The sequence below is a fragment of the Adlercreutzia rubneri genome (assembly GCF_009755265.1).
Classification (GTDB): domain Bacteria; phylum Actinomycetota; class Coriobacteriia; order Coriobacteriales; family Eggerthellaceae; genus Adlercreutzia; species Adlercreutzia rubneri.
Genome location: NZ_WPOO01000003.1, coordinates 100650 through 123328, shown reverse-complemented (window position 1 = coordinate 123328; position 22679 = coordinate 100650). Strand labels below are relative to the sequence as shown.

At 65.1% G+C, this 22679-nt stretch carries 18 protein-coding genes; 11 read left to right on the top strand and 7 right to left on the bottom strand.

Annotated features, from left to right (window positions below):
* Nucleotides 1-45: 45 nt before the first annotated feature.
* The 3 genes from GO707_RS03110 to GO707_RS03105 all read left to right on the top strand — a co-directional run bounded on the left by GO707_RS03110 (nt 46) and on the right by GO707_RS03105 (nt 2609).
* Nucleotides 46-600, top strand: a complete 555-nt coding sequence (locus GO707_RS03110; protein WP_173112133.1) for a DJ-1 family glyoxalase III — start codon at nt 46-48, stop codon at nt 598-600.
* Nucleotides 601-892: 292 nt separating this feature from the next.
* Nucleotides 893-1090, top strand: coding sequence for a twin-arginine translocation signal domain-containing protein (locus GO707_RS12215; RefSeq protein WP_232325542.1), 198 nt, complete (start codon nt 893-895; stop codon nt 1088-1090).
* Complete coding sequence (locus GO707_RS03105; protein WP_232325540.1) at nt 1062-2609, top strand: FAD-dependent oxidoreductase; 1548 nt, start codon at nt 1062-1064, stop codon at nt 2607-2609. The genes GO707_RS12215 and GO707_RS03105 overlap by 29 nt, the downstream gene beginning before the upstream one ends.
* Before the next feature lie 99 nt (nt 2610-2708).
* Here the strand turns inward: GO707_RS03105 and GO707_RS12690 are convergent, their stop codons facing one another.
* Together GO707_RS12690 and GO707_RS03095 are read right to left on the bottom strand one after the other, a co-directional pair.
* Nucleotides 2709-4328 carry a response regulator transcription factor gene (locus GO707_RS12690; RefSeq protein WP_114539579.1) on the bottom strand — a complete coding sequence of 540 codons (1620 nt, stop codon included), beginning with the start codon at nt 4326-4328 and terminating at the stop codon, nt 2709-2711.
* Between the two features lie 48 nt (nt 4329-4376).
* Nucleotides 4377-5480 (bottom strand): endonuclease/exonuclease/phosphatase family protein, encoded by a 1104-nt coding sequence (locus GO707_RS03095; protein ID WP_114539580.1) that lies wholly within the window; start codon nt 5478-5480, stop codon nt 4377-4379.
* A 320-nt stretch (nt 5481-5800) separates the two neighbouring features.
* Between GO707_RS03095 and GO707_RS03090 the strand changes: the two genes are divergently transcribed.
* The 4 genes from GO707_RS03090 (at nt 5801) to GO707_RS03075 (ending at nt 11319) form a co-directional block, all read left to right on the top strand.
* A complete protein-coding gene (locus tag GO707_RS03090) occupies nt 5801-6439 on the top strand; it encodes a TetR/AcrR family transcriptional regulator (protein ID WP_114539581.1) in 639 nt (212 codons plus the stop codon).
* A gap of 224 nt (nt 6440-6663) precedes the next feature.
* On the top strand, nt 6664-8733 hold the full coding sequence (locus tag GO707_RS03085; RefSeq protein WP_114539582.1) for a glycoside hydrolase family 2 protein: 2070 nt from the start codon (nt 6664-6666) through the stop codon (nt 8731-8733).
* Entirely contained in the window at nt 8708-10117 is a 1410-nt protein-coding gene (locus GO707_RS03080) for a galactokinase (RefSeq protein WP_157012019.1), read from the top strand. Before GO707_RS03085 ends, GO707_RS03080 begins: the two co-directional genes overlap by 26 nt.
* Entirely contained in the window at nt 10114-11319 is a 1206-nt protein-coding gene (locus GO707_RS03075) for a hypothetical protein (RefSeq protein ID WP_114539584.1), read from the top strand. Before GO707_RS03080 ends, GO707_RS03075 begins: the two co-directional genes overlap by 4 nt.
* On the opposite strand, the gene amrA is transcribed toward GO707_RS03075, so the two are convergent.
* Nucleotides 11316-12770, bottom strand: a complete 1455-nt coding sequence (amrA, locus tag GO707_RS03070) for an AmmeMemoRadiSam system protein A (protein ID WP_114539585.1) — start codon at nt 12768-12770, stop codon at nt 11316-11318. The two genes, GO707_RS03075 and amrA, sit on opposite strands and share 4 nt — an antisense overlap.
* Nucleotides 12771-13070: 300 nt before the next feature.
* Between amrA and GO707_RS03065 the strand changes: the two genes are divergently transcribed.
* Both GO707_RS03065 and GO707_RS03060 read left to right on the top strand, forming a co-directional pair.
* Nucleotides 13071-13379, top strand: a complete 309-nt coding sequence (locus tag GO707_RS03065; protein ID WP_114539586.1) for a thioredoxin family protein — start codon at nt 13071-13073, stop codon at nt 13377-13379.
* Between the two features lie 65 nt (nt 13380-13444).
* A complete protein-coding gene (locus GO707_RS03060; RefSeq protein WP_157012017.1) occupies nt 13445-14572 on the top strand; it encodes an aldo/keto reductase in 1128 nt (375 codons plus the stop codon).
* A gap of 5 nt (nt 14573-14577) precedes the next feature.
* Here the strand turns inward: GO707_RS03060 and GO707_RS03055 are convergent, their stop codons facing one another.
* Nucleotides 14578-15522, bottom strand: coding sequence for an AEC family transporter (locus tag GO707_RS03055; RefSeq protein ID WP_114539588.1), 945 nt, complete (start codon nt 15520-15522; stop codon nt 14578-14580).
* Nucleotides 15523-15953: 431 nt separating this feature from the next.
* On the opposite strand from GO707_RS03055, the gene GO707_RS03050 reads away from it, so the two are divergent.
* Nucleotides 15954-16790, top strand: coding sequence for a deoxyribonuclease IV (locus GO707_RS03050; protein ID WP_114539589.1), 837 nt, complete (start codon nt 15954-15956; stop codon nt 16788-16790).
* Between the two features lie 8 nt (nt 16791-16798).
* Here the strand turns inward: GO707_RS03050 and trhA are convergent, their stop codons facing one another.
* The 3 genes from trhA to GO707_RS03035 form a co-directional block, all read right to left on the bottom strand.
* Entirely contained in the window at nt 16799-17539 is a 741-nt protein-coding gene (gene trhA / locus GO707_RS03045; RefSeq protein WP_114539590.1) for a PAQR family membrane homeostasis protein TrhA, read from the bottom strand.
* 121 nt (nt 17540-17660) lie between these two features.
* Entirely contained in the window at nt 17661-18551 is an 891-nt protein-coding gene (locus GO707_RS03040) for an epoxyqueuosine reductase QueH (RefSeq protein ID WP_114539591.1), read from the bottom strand.
* Nucleotides 18552-18570: 19 nt separating this feature from the next.
* Nucleotides 18571-19086, bottom strand: a complete 516-nt coding sequence (locus tag GO707_RS03035; RefSeq protein ID WP_114539592.1) for a ferritin — start codon at nt 19084-19086, stop codon at nt 18571-18573.
* A 250-nt stretch (nt 19087-19336) separates the two neighbouring features.
* Between GO707_RS03035 and GO707_RS03030 the strand changes: the two genes are divergently transcribed.
* On the top strand, nt 19337-22531 hold the full coding sequence (locus tag GO707_RS03030; RefSeq protein ID WP_114539593.1) for an ABC transporter ATP-binding protein/permease: 3195 nt from the start codon (nt 19337-19339) through the stop codon (nt 22529-22531).
* Nucleotides 22532-22679 lie beyond the last annotated feature (148 nt).

The following is a 22679-nucleotide window of genomic DNA, read 5'->3' as shown; positions in this document are numbered from 1 at the left end:
GCGCTCATTGCGGGGTGCTGGAAGGCTCTCTTGAAAGGACAAATTATGGCGAAATCGGCAGTGGTGTTTGTGGCGAACGGGTGCGAGCCCGTGGAGGTGGTGGCCCCGGTGGACGCGCTTCGGCGCGGCGGGGTGGACGTGGTGCTCGCTGCCGTGTCCGACGATCTGACCGTGCGGGCGGCCCAAGCGGTGACGCTTCAGGCCGATGCGCCGCTTTCCACCCTCGATCTGACGCAGTTCGATATTGCCATCGTGCCCGGCGGCTCGGTGGGCGTTGACAACCTGGGCAAGAGCCAACGTGTCGTGGCCGAGCTCACGCGCCGCATGGAAGCCGGCGAGTACGTGGCCGCCATCTGCGCCGGGCCCATGGTGCTCGCCAACGCGGGGCTGCTCACCGGGCGCAAGGCCGTGTGCTACCCGGGCTGCGAGGAAGGCTGGCCGGCCGACATCTACCAGGCGGGCAAGGACGTCTTCGTCGATGGAAACCTTATCACTGCCACGGGCCCCGGCACGGCGCTGTCCTTCGGCATCCAAATTTTGCGTTCGCTTGAAGGCGACAAGGTTGCCGATGAAGTGGCTTCGGGGATGCTGCTGAAATAACCATCGCATTGCCATTGCGCGACGAGGGTCGCGTAGCAACGGGCGAAGGGGCGGCGCAGGAAGCGCAACCCCTTCGCCCGTCGTGCGTTTCGAGTCGAAACCTTCTCACCCATTCTCGGGTATATTTCGCATTTTCCCAGGTAGTCAGTGGGTGAATACCCGAATGCGGGCGATGTGCGGCCTGCTGCATCCTGTTTAAGATACGTCCCGTTCGGTTCGCTTATGGGAGGGCCGGATGCGTACCGGTTCACGTAAGGGAGGGCCGGGCGCGAACCGTCTTTAGGAGGATGCAATGGAAACCAATCTTTCCCGTCGTGGATTTCTGACCGGTGCCGCCGCGGCCGGTGCCCTGGCCGCCATGGGCCTTGCGGGCTGCGCGCCGACCCCCCGCGGCCGAGGGCGGCACGAAGACCGCCGACACCGGTGCTGCGGCCGCGACAAGCTGGCGCGACAAGCCGGAGATGCCCACGGAATTCGTGGAAACCGTTGACGCCGACATCGTGGTTGTGGGCGCGGGCAACGGGGGCCTTGTGGCCGCCACCACCGCCGCCCAGAACGGCGCGAAGGTGGTCGTGCTGGAGAAGGCCGGCGCCATCGCCGCCGCCCGCGAGGCCATCGGCGCTCTGAATTCCAAACTGGCCCCCGACCATCAGGAAGACGTGCCGACGCTTTTGAACCACGCCAACCAGACCCAGGCCGGCGACGCGAACATGCTCATGTACAAGACCTGGGCCGAGAAGTCCGGTGAGATGATCGAGTGGATGGCCGACACGCTGGGCCCCAAGGGCATGCTCTTCCCCTTCGAGTGGCACTGCCCCGACGACCCGCATGCCTACTATCCGGCCATGTGCTACAACCCCTGCCTCGATGAGTACAATCCGGACGGCCCGAACTACACTTCCTACACGCACCTCGAAGTCATGGCCGATGTGTTCACCACCGATCTCGGCGGCGAGATCCGCTTCGAAACGCCCGCACAGCAGCTCCTCATCGACGAGGCCGGCCGCGTGACCGGCGTGGTGGCCGAGGGCAAGGAGGGCTTTGTCCAGGTGAACGCCGCCAAGGGCGTCATCATCTGCACCGGCGGCTACGGCGCCAACAACGAGATGCTGGCCGATCTGGCTCCCGGCAACTCGGCCTGGTGCGCCCTGCGCGATTCGGTGACCGAGACCGGCGACGGCATCCGCATGGCGCTGTGGGCCGGCGCCGAGCTTGAGGCCGGCGGCGCCTGCATGATCTGGAACCGCGCCATTCTGCCCGACGGCTTCGAGTTCAACGAGGACCGCATGGGCGGCGACATCTTCCTGCCCGGCAGCCAGCCCTTCCTGCACGTGAACGTGAACGGCGAGCGCTTCATGAACGAGGATCAGTGCTATCCCATGAGCTACGCCGCCGGCGCGAACCAGCCGAAGCACTACAGCTGGATCGTCTGGGACGGCAACTACTGGGACGACATCGCCCAGTTCGACACCTGCGGCTGCTCTCGCTTGTACCCGGCGCCCTCCGGCACCGCCTTCAACGCTGATGTGTACGACTGCGAGGCCATGTCCAAGGAGCACCTGGACGAGTTCTGGCTGAATCCGCGCCTGGAGGCCGGCACGCTGAAGAAGGCCGACACCTTAGAGGCGCTCGCCGACATGATGGAGTTCGACGCCGACCAGAAGGCCACGTTCCTGGCCACGGTGGAGCGCTACAACGGCCTGGTGGCCGCAGGCGAGGACACCGACTTCGGCAAGCCGGCCTATCGCCTCTCCGACGTGGAGACCGCGCCCTTCTTTGCGGCGCGCATCGGCGGCGAGCTTCTGGTGACCATTCACGGCGTCATCACGGACGTGAACTCCCAGCCGCTCAAGAACGACGGCACGCCCATCGAGGGCCTGTACGTCTGCGGCAACGACCAGGGCGGCTTCTATCCGCACAACTACCCGAGCAACTTCACGGGCATCAACGCCGGCCGCACGGCCACCTTCGCCCGCATCGCCGCCAAGCACGCCTTGGGCGTGGAATAGGGCGACCGCTCGCTTTTCCCGAGCCTGCCAACCCTCCCTTCAGCAGGCGTTTTTCAGGGCTCCCCTTCGAGGGAGCCCATTTTTGCGTTTTGGCCAAAATCACTGTCGCACGAGGTCGATGAGCTCTTGGCGGGAGTGGACGCCCAGTTTTGCGTAGATATGCTTGGCGTGGGTGGCCGCCGTCTCGCGGCTGATGATGAGCTCGTCGCGGATGTAGGGGATGGAACGGCCCTGGGCGAGCAACGCGAGCACCTCGGTCTCGCGCGGCGTGAGGCCGCCGACGCGGGCGAGCTCGTCGATGCGCGCCGCGCCGTGCACCTCGCCAGATGCGTCGGCGGTTGGTGCGGTAGTGGGCGCCGGTGCATCCGGCTGAGGCTCACCGGGCTGGTCCATGGCATCGTGGGCATCCGGCGATTCGGTCACGAGGCCCTTCCCATGCGCGTGGGGCTGATCCTTTGCGGTCTCGGGGATGCGCAGGAATGTGGAGGTCTCGCCCATAACGGCCATAGTGACCGTCACGAGAACGACGATGCACCCCACGCTCACCGCGGTGAGCCCCGTCGGCTGCGCCAACATCAGCGGTTCGAGAACGATCCACAAAACGAGGCCGAGAAGGTCGCCCGCATGCACGAACAGCCATCCCAAGCTTGAGGCCTGGGCGGGGGTCGCGCGGCCGGCGGCGGCGTAGTTGGCGAAGTAGATCTGGGCGATCAGGCAGAAGGTGAAACGGCCTCCGAGCGATGCGGCCACGGCAACAAGGGCGCCGGCCTGCCCGAGCAGGATGACGGCCGCAAATCCGATGACCAGGGTGGGGCACATCCAGCGGTAGAGGAAGAACAGGGATATGCGGCGCGGTCCCGAAATGGCCATGGCCGCCACCACGGCCATCATGAGCGCGCTGAACAGCAGGATGGCTTGAAGGGGGATGCCCTCCACCCGCTCGGCGCTCATCATGCCCGCGATGCTCACGATGGAGAACACGACGAGGATGCCGAACCCCGTGCGCCCGAGCCCCGCCAAGGGGGAGCGCTGCTCGGTTGCGAAGCGATGGGCGGTTGCGAGCGCCTCTTCGGTGCGGGCGGCTTCTGGCGTCCACGCGAGATGGAAACAGAGGCCGGACAAAAGCGGCAGCGCCGCGGCGACGGCAACGGGCACCCAACCGTCCATGGCGGATACCAGAAGCACGATGACGGCGGCGGATACCGCGGAAACCGGCGCGAGCCATTCCGCTCGATCTCGGGGGATGACGGCGTAGTACTCGCCCCACATCGCCCACAGAAGTGCGCTTCCGATGCCCGTGGCCACGGCGCCGATGCCGAAGAGCGCAGCGTTAAGCCCCGGATCGGCGACGGAGACGAACATGAAAGGAGTGCTCGCGGCCGTAAGGGCGGGGGCGACGACGAAGAGGGGGCGATGGCTTGTGGGCGAGCCGATGCGCGGCTCGGCGAGCACGATGGCCGCCAGCGTCGCCACGGATGCGGCCAAGGGGAGCACGGCGTAGAAGAGCGCGGCGCCCATCGAGGAGGCTCCGGAGGACGCGCCAGCTGCAGCTTCGCCCGCATCCGGGATCGCATCCCCGCTCAGCACGCCGGCGGCGTTGGTGTAGAACACGCAGAACACCCAGGCGAGCAGAAACGCCCACCCCAACTGCCGCAGCGGCGCGACCTCTCGGCGCTCGCCGTTCTGCGGCGCCAGCCATATCGCGAAGCGTTCCTTCACGGCCCTCCCTTTCCAATCCTCCTCATTGTAACGCGAATGACGCGAAGGCTATCGCAGCTTGAAGGTCATGGCGACGGGGTTGTGGTCGGAGTAGGCGAAGTCCAGATCCACGGTGGAGCAGTCGAGGCATTCCACGTTGTCGGAGTAGATGAACGTGTCCATGACCCAGCGGTCGTTGGTGCCGTCGTAGGGGCGCCCGGCGTCGCGGCAGGTGGCGGCGTCGGGGAAGGCGGCGGTGCCCGTCTCATCGAGCTTCGCCTTGGCGGCCACCGTGAAGCCCTCTGGCACGCCAGCGAAGTCGTAGGGCTTCGCCCAGCTTTCCACAACCTGGGTTGCATTGCCGTACACCTCGCCGGAGACGCCGATCATGTCGTGGTTGTAGTCGCCGCCGGCGATGACGTAGTTGCCCGCCGCCCGCTCGGCCGTCATGTCCTCGTAGAGCTTCTCGCGCTGGGCCGCCATGATAGAGGCATCGGCTCCGTAGGCGGACAGATGCACGTTGAAGAGCACCAGCTCCGCGTCGCCTGCCGGCACCCGCACGATGGAGTAGCAGCGATCCAGGTCGAGGAACTTGCTAAAACTGTCTGAAATGGGGAGGCTCTTGCGCACCGGGTCGCTCACGGGCAGGCGCGAGAACGTGGCCAGACCCGCGCGGTTGGCGCCGTGAGGTGCGTAGAGGGGCCAGGCGAGGAAGGCCGAGTCGTAGTTCTGGCAGAACACCGACCAGTCGCTCGGAAACTGGGTGCGCAGAAGCTCGTACTCGTCGATGTGGTGGCTGCGGGTGCCGTCTATATCCACTTCTTGGAAGAGGACGAAATCCGGCGAGAGTGCGCGCAGGGCCTCGGCCGAGCCGAGAATGTCCTCGCGCACCACCTCGGGGCTTTCGGCCACCGATCCGCCTCCGCCGTCCATGAAGAAGTCGAAGTCGCGGTTGTAGGCGCCGAAGCCGAGGTTGGCCGTCACCACGGTGAACTCCTCATCAGCGGAAACGACCGGCGCAGCCTCGTCGGCGGCCAAAGGAGCGTCCACGGCGAGCGCCAGATTGTCGGGGAGTCGCTCGTAGGTGATCATGACGTAGGCGACGTAGGCGAGGGCCGCAGCCAGAAGCGCGCCGAGCAACGCGAGCAGAATCGTAATTATGCGTTTGGCCACAAAGGCTCCTTCGACGAGAGAGAAATCCATCTGGATCATTGTACTTCACGGCGATACACGGGCCATTGTGAAATACCGTAGCTTAACCCTATCGTTAGGCAGTCGCATTAGATGACTAAAAACTCACCATTGGATTTGAATCTGAACACTCTGTATCCAGATAATGACAGGGAGGTAACAGAGACCTGACGCGACAGCGACAAGCTAGAGGAAGCTATAAGGTACGCTCCATCGGATTGCACAGGCAGCAAGCATTCCCCTATGGCACCCATTCTTGCGGGTTTGTCGCCCGGGTGCGCTTAAGAGACAGGAGGTCCCTCATGCAGTCGAACAAGAAGAGCACTCGAGGTGTAGCGACGCGCGAGGTACTCCGCAGCAACGACACGGCCAAGCGCTCGGCGGAGATCGTTGTCGCCGCGCGCGAGCTGTACGAGGAGAAGGGCCTGGCCCGCACCTCCATCCAGGACATCACCAACCACGTGGGCGTGACGCGCTCGCTGTTCTACCACTACTTCCAGAACAAGGAAGAAGTGACGAGCGCCGTGCTCGACCAGTACATCACCGATTTTCTGGAGGCCATGCAGCACTGGCACGAGAGCCAGACGGCGCTGGCCACCGATGAGTCGCTGCACTCCATGGTGAAGATCATGCGCATGGTGCTGTTCGAGAAGAACACCTTCCGCATGGCCCTTTCCACCCAGGAGAATGCGGCGCTGTACCTGGATTTCCTCAACCGCTTCGCCGCCCAGGGCGCCGAGTTCATGGTGACGCACCCCATGGTGGAGCAGACGAAGTACGGCGAGCAGTCCGACCATCTGTACGAGACGTTCTACGTGCTCATCGTGGGACTGGTGAGCTATCTGCGCTCGCACCCGGATGTGGAGGACGAGGTGCTCATCGATGTGGTCACCCGCATGCTCAACATCCAGCAGGCCGAGGAGGCCCGCGAGCTCGCTTAATTCGGGGCTCCGCACTGCTTCTGGTTGGAAGGTCGGCGATCTTGCCGAGCTGCTCTGGCGCTCTCCGCGGCCGGATTCTGCGTCGCGCCGGCGTTGCGCGGCGGTATGGCGAATCGGTTACGATCTGCGCGCCGCGCCGCCTATCGGCTATCATCTTACTCGTAAGTCAACGGGCCCGCCCGCGCAAGCGGCGGGCCCGTGCGCGATTGCGGGAAGGAGGGGCCATGGACATCAAACGAGTGCTGGCGAGCGCGCCTCGCGACCACGACCCGGGCGCTGCCCGTCCGCTGCTCACGCGCTGGGGCGAGGCGCTCGATCCCGACTCCGTGCGCAGCGAGCATCCGCGCCCGCAGTTCGCCCGCGACCGCTTTATATCCCTCAACGGTTGGTGGGACTACGCTTTCGTTCCCATGGGAGCTCATCGTACCGTACGGCCGCCCGATGCGTTCGATGGGCGCATCCTCGTGCCCTTCTCGCCCGAGTCCCTGCTGTCGGGGGTGGGGCGCCAGCTTCAGCCCGACGAGCTTCTGTGGTACGTGCGCCGCGTGCCCGTTCCCGCCCTGGGCGAGGGCGAGCGCTGCCTGCTGCATTTCGAGGCCGTGGATTTCGCCTGCGCCTGCTGCGTGAACGGCCAGGTCGTGGGCACTCACGAGGGAGGGTATCTGCCGTTTTCCTTCGACATCACCGAGGCGCTGCGGGCAGAGAAGGCAGCCGGCGAGGGGAGTACGGAAGCGCGTTTCCAGGGCGCGGAAGCAGCGATTGAGGACGTGGCGGTTGAAGGTATCGGAGACGCGAAAGGCGGAGCCTGTGGGGAGGGAAAGGACGATCTCGAAGAGGCGGCCGACCTGGCTCCGGCGCCGCCGCGGGAGTTCGTGGTCGCCCTGTGCGTTCGCGATCCGAGCGATGCGGGTACCCAGCCGCGGGGCAAGCAGCGGCTCAAGTCGGGCGGCATCTGGTACACGGCCCAAAGTGGCATTTGGCAGCCGGTGTGGATGGAGGTCGTTCCCGCTCGTCGCGTGCTGGCCCTGGCGTTGCATCCCGACGCCGATGCCGGCACTCTGACGGCGGATGTCGATGTGAGCGGGGACGCGGGTCTGGTGCGCATCTACGTGTGCGACCCGACGGGCCGCCAGGTGGCCGCCGGCGCCGCTTTCGCCGAAGAGGGCTCGGTGCCGGTGGGCGAGGCGTCTTCTGAACAGGCGGGGCCGGCCCGCCGCGTACGCCTGCGGCTCGATCTCGGCGAGGTGCGCCGCTGGAGCCCCGACGACCCGTGTCTTTACGACATCACCGTGCGCTTCGGCACCGATGTCGTGCGCAGCTACACCGCCTTCCGCACGGTGAAGGTGGCGCCAGATGGGGCGGGACGCTTCCGCTTCTTCCTGAACGGCGAGCCGCTGCTTTTGCGCGGGGTGCTCGACCAGGGCTACTGGTCCGACGGCCTTATGACGGCGCCCTCCGATGCTGCGCTTGCCTTCGACATTCAGGCCATGAGGGACGCCGGTTTCAACATGGTGCGCAAGCACCTGAAGGTGGAGGCCGACCGCTGGTACTACCATTGCGATCGGCTTGGCATGCTGGTGTGGCAGGACATGGTGTCGGGCGGGGGCACCTACGACGGTTGGGAAACCAGCTACAAGCCGACGCTGTGGCGCGGGAGCTGGGGCGATTACAGCGATACTTCGGCGTCCCATCAGCGGAGGCTCGGCGCCGATGATGTCGCCTATCAGCGCCAGTGGATGCGGGAGTGCCGCGGCACGGTGGCCCATTTGCGCGCGCACCCCTCGGTGGTCACCTGGGTGCTGTTCAACGAGGGCTGGGGGCAATTCGACACGCTGGCCTGCGCCGAGGAGATCCATCTGCTGGATCCGACGCGGCCCATCGACGCCGTGAGCGGCTGGTACGACCAGGGCGCGGGCGACTTCCAGAGCGTGCACAACTATTTCCGTCCGCTTGCGGTCTACCGCGACCGGCGCGACCTGGCGGGTTACGCGCGGCTGGCCGGCGGCCGCGCCTTTGCGATCTCGGAATTCGGCGGGGTAGTGCACGCCGTGGCGGGTCACAGCGCCTTCGCGGGCACCTACGGCTACGGGGCCACCGACACGCCGGCCGAATGGCGCGCGGAGGTGCGCCGAACCCTGGATACCGCGGGGGCCTTGGAGGGGGCGGGGCTTTCCGCCTACGTGTACACGCAGCTGTCGGACGTGGAAGAAGAGTGCAATGGCATCCTCACCTACGACCGGCGGGTGAACAAGCTGAAGGAGGACGGCGATGAGTGCGGTAGCGCTGAGATGTGACGCCGATGCCGAGCGCAAGTTGGCGCATCTGCGGGAACGGTTCGCCGAGGCGTTCCCCGTGAGGGCGGCCGATGAGGGTGTCGGCAGGGACGTCGACAGGGACGCCGACGACGGTGCCGGCGGAGACGTCGATGCGGTCGCCCCGTTCGCACCCGTGGCGGCCCATGGCACCTTCGTGCTCGCCTCGGCGCCGGGCCGGTTGGAGGTGGCGGGCAACCACGTGGACCACCAGGGCGGCCGCGTCATTTCCTCGGCCATCGGCGAGCGCGTCTGGGGGCTTGCGGCCGAAAACGGAAAGCATCTGGTGCGGGTGTCCATGGAGGGCTTCGGCACCGATGCGATCGACCTGAACGATGCGGATTGGCGGAGGCCCCACGGCGTGGAGACCCAGTCCTCCGGCGCCCTTCTGCGCGGCATGCTGGCCGCCTACGACGAGGCGGGCGGCCCGTTGCGCGGCTTCGATCTGGCCACCTGCTCGGAGGTGCCCGCCGGCTGCGGTTTGTCCTCCTCGGCGGCCTTCGAGGTGATGGTGGGCGCCGTTCTGGAAGCGCTGTTCGGCCCCGGCCCTTTCGCGGGCACGCCGGAACCGGCACCGGGCCAGGTCGCCGCGGAAGGGGGAGAAGGCGGCTTCGTTCCCCTTGATCCCGTGGCCTTGGCTCTGGCGGGCGTGACCGCCGAGCAGCGCTACTTCGGCAAGCCCTGCGGCGCCCAGGATCAGCTGGCCAGCGCCTGCGGAGGCACGGTGCTTCTCGATTTCGGGCCGAAAGTACCCACGGTGACCCCGCTTGCCTTCGACGCGACGGGCGTCGGCTATGCGGTGGTGCTCGTCGACTCGCGCCAGGATCACTCGGTGCACACCGAGGAGTTCGCCTCCGTCCCGGCCGACATGCGCATGGTGGCCAATCATCTGGGCGCCGCGCGCCTGGGTGACGCAGACGTCGATGCGCTGTTCGCGAGCCTACAGGACATCCGCGCGGCCTTGGGCGACGGGCGCGTCATGCGGGCCCTGCACTACTTCGACGAGGTGGCCCGGGTCGATCGGCAGCGTCAGGCTTTGGAAGAGGGGGATTTCCCGCTGTTTTTGAAGTGCGTGCGTCTGTCGGGGGCCTCCTCCGCTCAGTTTCTGCAGAACGTGTCCCCGCACGGCGACGGCTGCGGGGAGCGCCAGCCGGCCATGCTCATTCAGGGGCTGTGCGCGCACCTGCTCAGCGAAGAGGGCGCCTGGCGCATCCACGGCGGCGGTTTTGGCGGATCGGTGCTGGCGCTCGTGCCCGTCGGCGAGGTTTCCGGCTTCATGGAAGCGATGGACGGCCTGCTCGGCTACCGGGCCTGCCGTGAGGCGGTCGTGGGCGGCCCCGGCGTGCTGGCGAGGCGGCTGCCATGAGCGGGGCCGCAAGAGGCACGGAAGGTGCCGTGGACGAGCGCGGCAATCCTTTCTGGACGTACGATTCTCCGACAGGGCCCTTGGAGATCACCATCAACCTGGCCAAGCCCGAGAAGGATCCGCGGGACATCGCCGCTGCGGCGGGGGCAACCCTCGGTGGTACGGCGCTTGCGGCGGTCCCTGCTGGAGAAGGCGAGGCTGCGGTGACCTCGGTGGAGGGCGACGCGAGAGAGGGGTCTTTCGCCGCCCCGACGACCTGCGACCTGTGCTGGGAACCGTCGGGGAAGGACGGCCTCGCGCGTTTGGGGCGCTCGGGCGCGCCCGTGACCGAGGTTTTCCTTGGCGACGAGCCGTGGGCCTGGTGGTTCTCGCCCTACGGCTACTTCCCCGAGCATCTCATCGTGGCGTCCCACGAGCACCGCCCCATGGCCATCGGCCACGACACCATCGCGCGGCTGCTCGATTTCTCGGACGCCTATCCGCAGTGGTTCATCGGCTCCAACGCCGATTTGCCCATCGTCGGCGGCTCCCTTCTGGGCCACGACCACTTCCAAGGCGGCGGCCACCGCTTCCCCCTGATGAACGCGCCCATTGCGCGAGCGTTTCCCATTGAAGGTTTGGAAGGCGTGGAGGCGGGCATCGTGCGCTGGCCCGCCTCCGTGGTGCGCCTGCGCAGCCGCAACCGCTCGACCCTCACTGAGGCAGCTTGCCGCATCCTGGACGCCTGGCGCCCCTTCACCTTCGAGGAGTGCGGCATTAAGGCCTTCTCGGTTCTTCTGACGGCCGCCCTCGATTGCGATGCCGCGGCGCCCGGCGGGGCGTGCCGGGGAAGTGCTCCGGGTTCCTCGGGTGTCGAGGGCGCTCCCGCGCGCTTCGTGCAGCACAACACGGCGAATCCCATCCTGTGGCGCGAGGACGACAACTACGTGATGGATATCGTGCTGCGCAACAACCGCACGACGCCGGAGCGCCCCTTCGGGCTTTTCCATGTGCCCGAGCGGCTCTTCCACATCAAGAAGGAGAACATCGGCCTCATCGAGATTATGGGCCGCGCCATCCTCCCCGCGCGCCTGGCAGCCGAACTGCCTGCTATCAAGGACGAGTGCAGCCGCGCCTTCTACGAGATCCTCATGGCCACAGGCGTCTTCAAGGACGACCCCGCCGGCCGCCGCGGCTGGGAGACTTTCCTCGCGACTATCTAGGAGCGTCGCGGCTCGCCGCCGGCGGTGTGGCGGACGACCTCGAAGCGCTCGAGGTGCACCTGCTCGTCTGGCCGGATGCCCGCCTTCTGCTTGGCGATGGCGATCTGGTCGAAGACGGTGTCGACCCCTTCCAAATCGGGAAGCAGCAGGCCTCGCCGATGCCCGCGAGTCACGATGACGCCGTAGCGCGTCGGATCGAGCTCTTCCAGGTTGTCGACGGGCTCCGGTTCGCCGAGCACGTCCACGGAATACTCGAGGAAGGGAAGTTCCTCGGGGCGCACGGGAGCGAAGCGCGGGTCCTCGGTGGCTGCCGCCACGCCGTTGCGAATGACCTCCTCGGCAAGGCTTTTGCGCACCGGCGCAATGGTGCCGATGCAGCCGCGCAGCTGCCCGTGCTTGTGCAGGCTCACGAAGGCCCCGGCGCGCCGGCCGGTCAGCTCCTCGGGTGCGTCGGTGGGAAGGGGTAAGACGGTGCCCTGAGCGACGATGGACTCCACGCTCGCCCGGGCGAGGGCCACAATCGGGTCGTCTCCGGGGTGCGGCGGCCACGCCGGCGAACCGCCGCGAGCCCCGCCGATCTCGCGATCCTCTTCCCGCACGATTTCGGCCGCCGCCTCCTCTTCGGTGCTCTCGGGCGCGTCCTCGATTTCGAAGGCGGCCACGGCGTAGCCCACGCCGAAGGGCCCCTCGTAGCTTAAGAGCTCGGAAGCGAAGGGCTCGCCGGTCGCCTCTAGGGCGCCGGCCATGATCTGGAAGGAGCGCAGCCCGCACTCGGCGGCGCCGTCGCAGAGGGCGGCGTCCAGGCCGAACAGGCCTTCCAAATTCCCGTGGGCGAACATCTCGGCTACCGTACGGTCGAACTTAGGTCCTTCCGGGGCGAATCCGTAGGGGCCGTCCTCCTTCAGCTTGTGGGACATATCCCCGCTTGCGACGAGCACGCAGCGGCGCCCCAGGGCGCGAGCGGCTTCGGTGATGGCCCGGCCCAGAAAGCGGTGGTCGGCCTCGGAAAGTCCCGAGAGCCCCATCCGCACCACCGTCACGGAATCAAGATTGATAGTCTCTTCCAGGAAATGGAGCGGCACGAAGGTGCCGTGGTCGATGTCGGCCATGGACGCCGGGGCGCCGGCCGAGGGGATGCTTCGGCGGTGCAGGCGCGCGGCCACGTCCTCGGCGAAGGGAAGGTCGGTGCGGGTCGTCACGCGCTCGTCCGGCTGCCCGAAGGCGGCCAGCGAGCCAGTTTCCTCCGGCGTGTCGGCGATGAAGAACCCGTCACGGTACAGCGGCGCGTGAGGCGAGGTGATGACGATAAGGTCGGGTCGGTGGGCGGCCACGCGTCGGGCGACCTCGCGGTAGGCGGCGATGGTGTCGGCGATGGCCGCCTCCTGGCCGTGCCCGACGGCGGGCACGATGAGCGGCGGATGGGGAACGGCGTAGGCAGCGAGCAGGGCCATGGGATCACCTTTCTTTTGGAGGAGCGCGTGGGGAGCGAATGCCGGCGCGGGCGCGGGCGCGGGCATTCGCGCGGATCTTCCCGTGACAGTGGATTTGCATTCATGATGACCCACCGCATCCGTATTCCCCACCGAACCGCCAAAGCGTCACGGGATTGTATTCGCCGTCTTCCAACAAACAGGCAACAATCGGGCGCGCGGAGATAACAGAACAGTCGCGTCGCTGGTCTCGATGCATTCCGAAACCACAATAGGGGACGCATCTGACTGTGGACTCATCCCCAGCAAAGGAGAGCTATCATGATCGAGATTCTGAACGAGGGCAACTTCGACGAGAAAGTCCTGCAATCGAGCGGCAATGTGCTCGTCGAATTCTTCGCCACCTGGTGCCCTCACTGCCAGCGCATGATGCCCATCATCAACGAGGTGGCCGATCGCGTCCAGGGCCAGGCCGTGGTCTACCAGGTTGATGTCGACAAGTCACCCGACCTTGCTCAAACCTACGCGCCCAACGGCTTTCCGTCCTTCGCCTTGTTCGTGAACGGCCAGCTCGCCGAAACCCTGGTGGGCGAGCAGACCGAAGAGCGTTTGCTTGCGCTTGTTGCTTAATCGCTTGACTTGGAGCCGACTCCAACCTTTATCATTCTCCTCATCAATGATTGAGAGGAGAATTCATGACCGCATCTTACGAGGGCGTGGCGAAGCTCGGCTTCGGTGCCATGCGCCTTCCGCTCGCAGACCCCGACGACGTGACCGCCATCGACATCGAGCAGCTGAAGGCCATGATGGACGAGTTCATCGCGAAGGGCGGTACCTACGTGGACACCGCGTTTGTCTACCACAACGGCGCCTCTGAGACGGCTCTGCGCGAGGCGCTCGTGGAACGCTACCCGCGGGACGCCTACACCCTCGCCACAAAGTGTCTGGCCTGGGCGTGCCCCACGAAGGAGGAGGCCCAGGCGTGCCTGCCCACTTCTCTTGAGCGGCTGGGGGTCGACTACATCGACTATTACCTGCTGCACAACCTAGGCGGCGCGCGCACGGCCAAGTTCGACGAGTACGACATGTGGAACTACGTGGCGAAGGCGAAGGCCGACGGGCTCGTGCGCCACGTCGGCTTCTCCATGCACGACGGCCCCGAGACGCTGGAGGAGATTCTGACGGCGCATCCCGAGGTGGACTTCGTGCAGCTGCAGGTAAACTACCTGGATTGGGACGACCCGGTCACCCAGTCTGCCCGCTGCATGGAAGTGGCCGCGGCCCACGGCGTGCCCGTCATCATCATGGAACCGGTGCGCGGCGGCCGTTTGGCGAACTTGCCCGAGCGTGGCGCCGAGGTGCTGGCCGCTGCCGATCCCGATGCGAGCCAGGCGAGCTGGGCCTACCGCTTCTGCCTCGATCTGCCGGGCGTGCTCACGGTGCTCGCCGGCGCCTCCACGCTCGATCAGATGCGGGACAACATGGCCACCTTCCAAAGCCACGCGCCGCTGACCGAGGCGGAGCGCGGTGCCATCGACGGCGCCATCGCGGCCCTGCGCAGCGTGGATCTCATCCCATGCACGAACTGCGGCTACTGCGTGAAGGACTGCCCCGAGGGTGTGAAGATCCCCATCGCCATGAACCTGTTGAATCTGGAGAAGACCTGCGAGGACAACGAGTTCGTCAAGGGTCTCTACTCTTGGCAGGCCGCCGAGGGCCCCGCGTCCAAGTGCATCCAGTGCGGCACCTGCGAGGCTATGTGCCCCCAGTCCATCGGCATCATCGACCACCTCGCCGAAGCCGTCGAGCACTTCGAGGGGTAGTCTTCCTACATAACCACTCCCACGAACCCTGCCAGTATGGGGATGCTCGCTATTGCCAGCACGGTGGTGACGAAGGTGCCCTGGGCCATGACCCGGGAGTTGCCGCCGTACTGGTAGCAGAGCATGGTGCCGTTGGTGGCCACCGGCATGCCCGCCAGCACCACCGCCACTGAGAACATGAGCCCCGCCGGCACGAATGCGTGGAAGACCGCCCAGATGATGGCCGGCATCACGATCAGCCGGAACACCGAGCAGGTCCACAGGCGCGGACCGCCGATGAGGTCGCGCACTGGCAGGTTCGCGAGCGACGAGCCGATGATGAGCAGCGCCGCCGGCGTGGTGATGGAGCCGAGCGTGTTCAGCGCCTCCCCCAGAATCGGCGCATGGTGAATGCCGGCAAGCGTGAGAACCACCGCCGCCACGCATGACAGCATGACCGGTGTGACGAAAGTGCGCCAGCTGGTTTGCACCTTTACGTCGCCATCAATATCCTGGGTGAGAAACCATGCGCCCACGGTGAACACGAAGAAGTTGAAGGGCAGGTTGAACACGGCGGCGTACACGAGCGCATCGGGGCCGAAGATGGCCGAGAGCACCGGATACCCGATGAACCCGACATTGCCGAAGCAGAGCATGAACCGGTACACGCCCCGGCGCCCGTCGGGAATGCGCAGAAGCAGCGTGAACCCGTAGGCCACGGCGAACATGACAAAAGTACTCGCCACGGAAAGCCCCAGGCACAACCACACTTCCGCTTGTGTGGGCAGCTCAGTGGCCGTGAGCACCGAGCCCAAGATCATGCCCGGCAACGCAATGTTGATGACCAGCTTCGAGAGCATGCGGTCGAACTCGTCGTTCATGAAGCGCAGCCTCTTCGCGGCGTAGCCCACTCCCACGATGACGAACAGCGTGATGATCTCCTTGAATATGCCTATCATGCCCTCGGTCATGGGGCGAAGCTCTCTTTCTCCGATTGCGGAACGCTCGCTCGATCCTTTGCGACCCTCGTCGGTCTTCTCGAGCAATTTGCAGGACAGATTGTGGCAAAAAAATCGAGTTGTTAGACTTTCAGGGGTGCGGCAAATGGATTTATGGAACGATTTAGGTCTCTTCAGGCATCGGATGCGGCTTCTTTCGGTGTTTTCGGCGCTACTGGCAGGTGCTGGATGAATCGAAATGTCTAACAACTCGAAATTCTTGCCCAAATTCGGACTTCGGATTGCCTCGCAGGCGAGGGCGAGAATATCGCGACGCGCATTGCGGTTCCGACATCGCGTCCCCGCGTTGTAGAGGCTACGGGTTTTCTGGAAAGCGCGCGACGATGCGGCTCGTTGGCGTATACTGGCCAGCGCTGCGTTAGCTTCGTCGAAAGGATGAGTCCGTGTTCACCATCGGTTGTCATTTGTCCAGCGCCAAGGGGTATCTGAAGATGGCCCAGGATGCGGCCTCCATCGATGGGAACACGTTCCAGTTCTTCACGCGCAACCCGCGCGGCGGCAAGGCCAAGGCCATCGATCCGGCCGATGTGGCTGCGTTCCACGAGTTCGCGGGCGCCCACGGGATCACGACGTTTCTGGCCCATGCGCCCTACACCATGAACCCGGCAGCGGCCAAGCCCGAGACGCGCGCCTTTGCCATCGAGCTCTTAACCGACGACCTCATGCGTATGGAAAACACCCCCGGCCAGCTGTACAACATGCACCCGGGCTGCCACGTGGGCCAGGGCGCCGAGGCGGGCATCGCGCTCATCGCCGACGCGCTGAACCAGGTGCTCACGCCCGAGCAGTCCACCACGCTGCTGCTTGAAACCATGGCAGGCAAGGGCACGGAGGTCGGCGGCCGTTTTGAAGAGCTGGCCGCCATCATCGACGCCGTGGAATTGGACGAGAAAGTGGGCGTGTGCCTGGACACCTGCCACGTGTGGGACGGCGGCTACAACATCGCCGGCGATCTGGACGGCGTGTTGGAGGAGTTCGATCGCGTGATCGGGCTCGACCGCCTGCGCGCCATCCACTTGAACGACTCGAAGAACCCGCTCGGCGCCCACAAGGACCGCCACGCCCCCATCGGCGAGGGCTGCATCGGCTTTGACGCGCTCGCTGCCGTGACGAACCACCCGGCCCTACGCGATCTGCCCTTCTTCCTGGAAACGCCTCAGGACGATCTTTCCGGCTGGGGCCGCGAAATCGCCGCCCTGCGCGCCGCGCACACCGAGTAGCTGCAGCGCTAAATCACGAAGAAATACACGCTGAAGAACTGCAGGCAGCTGGCGGCCAGCACGAACAGGTGAAAAATCGAGTGCATGTAACGCACCTTTTTGAAGATGTAGAACACGGCGCCCACGGTATAGCTGATGCCGCCGGCAACCAAGAGCCAGAAGCCTGCGGGGGCCAGCTCGGCGAACAGCGTCGGGATGAAGAACACGATGGACCAGCCGAGCGCCACGTAAAGCACGGCCGATATCCAACGGGGACGGTAGGTCCAGAAGGCTTCAAAGGCGATGCCGACAAGTGAGACGGCCCAGACGAAGGCGGCGAGCCAGATGCCGCCCACATGTCCCAAGGTGATGAGGCAGTAAGGGGTGTAGGTACCGGCGATGAGCAGGTAGATGCCGGAATGGTCGAGCACTTTGAACACGCGTTTGGCGCGTTCTGCTGCCAGCGCGTGGTACAGCGTGGACATAAGGTACTCCAGCAACTGCGCGATGCCGTACACGAGGGCCGCTGCTAAAAGGATGCCGCCGCCATCGGCCACCGACTTCACGATGAGAAGCACGAGGGCCGCCACGGCCAGGCCCGCCCCTACGCCATGGGTGACGGCGTTGAAGATCTCCTCGCCCAAGGTGTACTCGCGCACGGGCTTTTTGCCGGAGCGCTTGATGAGTTCCCGAATTTCGGGCGACACCTTGGCCGCCGCCGCAGCGGCGTTGGGGGAGAGCTCGGGATGGGTTAGGCGAATGTTGGGCATCGCTCCTCCTTCGCGTGCGGATAGATCACCGCATCATAGACCATTGGTCAGGCTTCCCAGACAACGATAGGCAAACCGTAGGAGAAAGGCAAATCACGGCAAGACGCCACGAGAGATGCGGCTACTGCTGCTCGCGCAGGGCTTTGAGAATGGCGCGCTTTTTGGCCTGCTTGTCGGCGTAGGCCTGCTTCTCGGCGCGGGTGCGGGCGCGTTCGGCTTCGGCGGCAGCGCGCTTGTCGGCATGGGCTGCAAGCTCCGCTTCGCGGGCGGCTCGTCGGGCGGCGCGACGCTCTTCGCGCTCGGCGGCGGCCTCGGCGTCGGAGAAGCGGCAGCCGCAGTAGTTCTGGCGGTACATGCCGCCCTCGCGCGAGCGCCGGGTGGCCTCGTCGTAGAAGGGGCGGTAGTCTGCGAAGCAGGCCTTGATGCCCTCGCGGGCGCAGGCGCGCTCCAGCTCTTCGCGGATGATGCGGGTGTACTGGTAGGGGCTCACCGAAAGCGTGGTGCCAAGGGCAGCGAAGCCGTGCTCGCGGGCGTAGTGCGCGGCTTCTTCAAAGCGCAGGCGGTAGCAAGCCCGGCAGCGGGCCTCGCGGGCCCGACGCGCTGTCGTACGCCCTTCCGTAGGGGCGGGGCTTGCGCCGCCCTCATCGAGCACGGTTGACTTGCTTGATGAGGGGCGACCAAGGTCGCCCCCTACGGGATTTGCCCCAAAGAGGGCTTCCTCCTCAAGATCGCCTTCTTCGTTGGCGATGACGCCGAACTTGGCTTCGGCAGCGTCGCCTATGCGGCCGGCAGTGGCCTCCCAAGCCTCGGGGTCGTAGGCGCCTTCCACGACTTCCACGTCGGCGTCCGCGGCCCATTCGCGCAGGGTAGCCAGGCGGCGGGCGTATTCCTCGGCAGGGTGGATGTTCGAGTTCGCGTAGAACACGACGGGTTCCACCCCTTCCGAGCGCAAAATGCGGACCGGCTCCAAGGAGCACGGTCCGCAGCAAGCATGTAACAGGATGCGTTCCAAGGGTGGCAAGCTCGGCGGCCTACTTGCCGGCCAGGGGGCTCGGCACGGTGTAGATGCGGGCGGCGCAGGCCTGATCCAGGTCGTACAGGCCCTTCGGGTCGCCGCCGAACAGCTTCATGTTGGTGATCATGGTGTCGGCGTTGTCCTCTTCCTCCAGCTGCTCGTCGATGAACCAGCCGAGGAACTTCTGGGCGCGGTAGTCGTGGGCCTCGAGCGCCGCGGCGTAGATGTCGTTGATGAGCGAGGTCACGTACTTCTCGTGCTCCATGGCGGCCTCGAGCGGCTCCAGGAAGTTCGCGAAGGTCTTGTCGGGCATGTCGATGGCCAGAAGCTTCACGGCCTCGCCGTTCTCATGCAGGTAGTTGCGGAAGATCATCGCGTGATCGCGCTCTTCCTGAGCCTGGATCTCGAAGTAGTTAGCGTAGCCGGACAGGCCCTCCTCCTCGTAGTAGTCGGCGAAGGAGAGGTACAGGTAGGCGGAGTACAGCTCCTTGTTGATCTGGTCGTTGATGAGCTCGTAGACCTTGGCGTCCATGAAAATCCTTTCTCGTTGGTCGGCGCGATGCCGCCTGGCGCAACGGGGCGTTGGGCGTGGGGCCCGCACCCGCGCAGCCGGCGGGGAACGCCGACGCTTCTTGGTGAACCGCAAGACAGGATACCGCGAAAACCCTTAATCTTCGTGGCAAATCTATGCAAATAACCCGCATTTAACGAAAGCGCCAGGCGGCGCGCACCGCCGCACCTTCATAATGGCTCCCGAGAATTGAAGGAAAGGGAATGCGCGCATGCTGCAGCTCAAGAATATCTGCAAGTCCTACACGACGGGCGACTTCACCCAGGTGGCCTTGAACGACGTCTCCATCTCGTTCCGCGACAACGAGTTCGTGGCGATTCTGGGCCCGTCGGGCTCGGGCAAGACGACGCTTTTGAACGTGATGGGCGGCCTGGATCACTACGACTCCGGCGACATGATCGTCGACGGCATCTCCACCCACCGCTACAAGGATCGCGACTGGGACACCTTCCGCAACAACCGCATCGGGTTCGTGTTCCAAAGCTACAATCTCATTCCGCACCAGACCATCCTGCAGAACGTGGAGCTGGCGCTGACGCTCTCGGGCGTGGGGAAGGCCGAGCGCACGCGCCGCGCCAAGGAGGCCCTGGCATCCGTGGGCCTGACCGAGCACTTGAACAAGAAGCCGAGCCAGCTCTCGGGCGGCCAGATGCAGCGGGTGGCCATTGCCCGCGCGCTCATCAACGACCCGGAGATCGTGCTGGCCGACGAGCCCACCGGCGCCCTGGATTCCCATACTTCCGTGCAGATCATGGACCTGCTCACGCAGATCGCCAAGGATCGCCTGGTCATCATGGTCACCCACAACCCGGAGCTGGCGGCCGAGTACGCCACGCGCACGGTGAACCTCGCCGACGGCGTCATCCGCTCGGATACCGATCCCTACTTCCCCACGGAAGAGGAGATGCACGCCTCGCGCAAGCCCATCCGCAAGACCTCGATGAGCTTTCCCACGGCGCTCGCGCTGTCGGCGAACAACCTTATGACCAAGAAGGGCCGCACCATCATGACGGCCTTCGCCGGCTCCATCGGCATCATCGGCATTGCGGCCATACTCGCGCTCGCCAACGGCGTGGACAACTACATCGAGCGCACCGAGGAGGAGACGCTGTCGGTGTACCCGCTGCAGATCATGTCCACGGGCTTCGACATGACGGCGCTCATGGGCATGGCCGCCGATGGGAGCACGGGCGACGGGGGAGATGCGACGGGCGAGGGCACCGGCGACGACCCGCTTGCGGAAATGGGCCTTCAAGGTGGCAAGAACGGGGACGAGAACGACCCGGCCGCCGACGGCAACGTGCCCGAGACGCGCATGGTCACCGATATGTTCGCAAGCCTGGAGAACAACGACCTCGCCTCGCTCAAGCTGTTCCTCGACGAGAACGGCGGCGACATCAACAGCTACGTGAACTCCATCGAGTACTCCTACAACGTGGTGCCCCAGATCTTCGACGGCAACACCGAGGACGGGGTGCGCCAGATCAATCCGGACACGACGTTCTCCGCCTTCGGTATGGGCTCCGGTTCGTCCAACGCGCTCATGTCGTCCATGTACTCCACCGATGTGTTCAGCGAGATGATGGGCAACACCGCCATTGTGGAAGAGCAGTACGACGTGAAGGCGGGCCGGTGGCCTTCCGCCTACAACGAGTGCGTCGTCGTGCTGACGGCGAACGGCACGGTTCCCGATCTGGTGAGCTACGCGCTGGGCTTGCGCGACCATGCGGTGCTGGAGGATATGATCGACCAATTTATGAACGAGGAAGACGTGGAAAGCCCCGACGACGACCTCACCTTCACCTACGACGACATCATGGGCGTGTCGCTGAAGATGGTGCCCGCCGCCGACTTCTACACCTATGACGAGGAGAACAAGGTCTGGGTCGACAAAACCGGCGACGAGGAGTACATGAAGGGGCTCGTGGACGCCGGCGAGGAGCTGAAGATCGTCGGCATTGTGCAGCCGCGACCGGACGCGAAGGCCACGGCGCTTTCTATGGGCATCTACTACACGCCCGAGCTGACGCGCCATCTGATCGAGCAGGCCTCCGAGACCGCCATCGTGCAGGAGCAGCTGAATTACCCGACCATCGACGTGTTCAACGGCAAGGAGTTCACCGAGGAAGAGGAATCGGGCTCGGATTTCTCTATGGAGAACCTGTTCAGCATCGACGAGGAGGCGCTGCAGAACGCCTTCAAGTTCGATGAGTCGAAGCTGAACATGGACACGAGCGCGCTGGGCGAGGGGATGTCGGCGAGCGATCTGCCGGCGATGCCCGGGCTCGATGCAAGTGCGTTGAACCTGGATGTGACCTCCGCCTTCAACAGCGACGCCATGGGCGAGATGATGGGCGCGGCGTTGGCCGGCTACACCCAGGCCCTCGGCGCCGCCTATGCCCAGGCCGCGGCGTCGGGCACGCCGCCGGACTTCCAGACGCTGGCGCAGTCGACGCTGGAGTCCTACGCCCAAAGCCCCGAGCTGCAGGCCATTATGGGGCAGTACGCGGCGCAGATCGTCGATGCCAACGCCCTGCAGAAGGAGATGGCAACGAAGATCTCCGCAGCCCTGGAATCTTCCATGAAAGCCTACATGGAGCAGGTCATGGCCACGATCACCGCCAAGACCCAGGCCTCGGTGCAGAAGGTGATGGGCGACATGGCGGCGAGCATTCCTCTGGCCATGTCCGTGGATACCGGCGCTTTCCAGAACGCCTTCCAAATGAAGATGACCGAAGAGGAGCTGACCGAGCTCATCATGTCGCTCATGAGCAATGGGACGCGGTCCTTCGATGCGAACCTGAGCAAGTTGGGCTACGCGGAGCTCTCGAAGCCCTCGCAGATCGACATCTACCCGGACAACTTCGAGGACAAGCAGCAGGTCATCGCCATTCTGGACGACTACAACGACCGCATGGTGGCCTCGGGGCAGGACGACAAGAAAGTCTCCTACACGGATTTCGTGGGCACGCTCATGAAATCGGTCACGACGATCGTGGACATGATCAGCTACGTGCTCATCGCGTTCGTGGCCATATCGCTCGTGGTGTCGTCCATCATGATCGGCATCATCACCTACATCTCGGTGCTCGAGCGCAAGAAGGAGATCGGCATCCTGCGCGCCATCGGCGCGAGCAAGGGTGACATCTCGCGGGTGTTCAACGCCGAGACCATCATCGAGGGCCTGACGGCGGGCCTTATCGGCGTAGGGGTGGTGGCGCTCGTGTGCATTCCGGTCAACGCCATTGTGTACGGGCTTTTGGACGTGCCCGACATCGCCATGCTGCCGCCGGTGGCCGGAGCGATCCTCGTGGCCATCAGCGTGTTCCTGTCGTTTGTCGCCGGCCTGTTCCCCGCCATGGCCGCCGCCCGCAAAGACCCGGTCGAGGCCCTGCGCTCGGAGTAGGGCGACGCATGCGATGAGGCGGCGCGCGAAGGGGTTGCGCCGATGGTAAGAGTCTCGAAAACGTAGCCCGAGAGGGGATTTTGCCAGCTCTCTCCAACAAGTCTGGCATTATCCCCTCCCGGGCTACGGTGTAAACATCATTTAACTT

Excerpts from the sequence above, each read along its gene's own strand:
- GO707_RS03110 (WP_173112133.1), top strand. The coding sequence starts at position 46 with ATGGCGAAATCGGCAGTGGTGTTTGTGGCGAACGGGTGCGAGCCCGTG.
- GO707_RS12215 (WP_232325542.1), top strand. The coding sequence starts at position 893 with ATGGAAACCAATCTTTCCCGTCGTGGATTTCTGACCGGTGCCGCCGCG.
- GO707_RS03105 (WP_232325540.1), top strand. The coding sequence starts at position 1,062 with ATGCCCACGGAATTCGTGGAAACCGTTGACGCCGACATCGTGGTTGTG.
- GO707_RS03090 (WP_114539581.1), top strand. The coding sequence starts at position 5,801 with ATGCAGTCGAACAAGAAGAGCACTCGAGGTGTAGCGACGCGCGAGGTA.
- GO707_RS03085 (WP_114539582.1), top strand. The coding sequence starts at position 6,664 with ATGGACATCAAACGAGTGCTGGCGAGCGCGCCTCGCGACCACGACCCG.
- GO707_RS03080 (WP_157012019.1), top strand. The coding sequence starts at position 8,708 with ATGAGTGCGGTAGCGCTGAGATGTGACGCCGATGCCGAGCGCAAGTTG.
- GO707_RS03075 (WP_114539584.1), top strand. The coding sequence starts at position 10,114 with ATGAGCGGGGCCGCAAGAGGCACGGAAGGTGCCGTGGACGAGCGCGGC.
- amrA (WP_114539585.1), bottom strand. The coding sequence starts at position 12,770 with ATGGCCCTGCTCGCTGCCTACGCCGTTCCCCATCCGCCGCTCATCGTG.
- GO707_RS03065 (WP_114539586.1), top strand. The coding sequence starts at position 13,071 with ATGATCGAGATTCTGAACGAGGGCAACTTCGACGAGAAAGTCCTGCAA.
- GO707_RS03060 (WP_157012017.1), top strand. The coding sequence starts at position 13,445 with ATGACCGCATCTTACGAGGGCGTGGCGAAGCTCGGCTTCGGTGCCATG.
- GO707_RS03055 (WP_114539588.1), bottom strand. The coding sequence starts at position 15,522 with ATGACCGAGGGCATGATAGGCATATTCAAGGAGATCATCACGCTGTTC.
- trhA (WP_114539590.1), bottom strand. The coding sequence starts at position 17,539 with ATGCCCAACATTCGCCTAACCCATCCCGAGCTCTCCCCCAACGCCGCT.
- GO707_RS03035 (WP_114539592.1), bottom strand. The coding sequence starts at position 19,086 with ATGGACGCCAAGGTCTACGAGCTCATCAACGACCAGATCAACAAGGAG.
- GO707_RS03030 (WP_114539593.1), top strand. The coding sequence starts at position 19,337 with ATGCTGCAGCTCAAGAATATCTGCAAGTCCTACACGACGGGCGACTTC.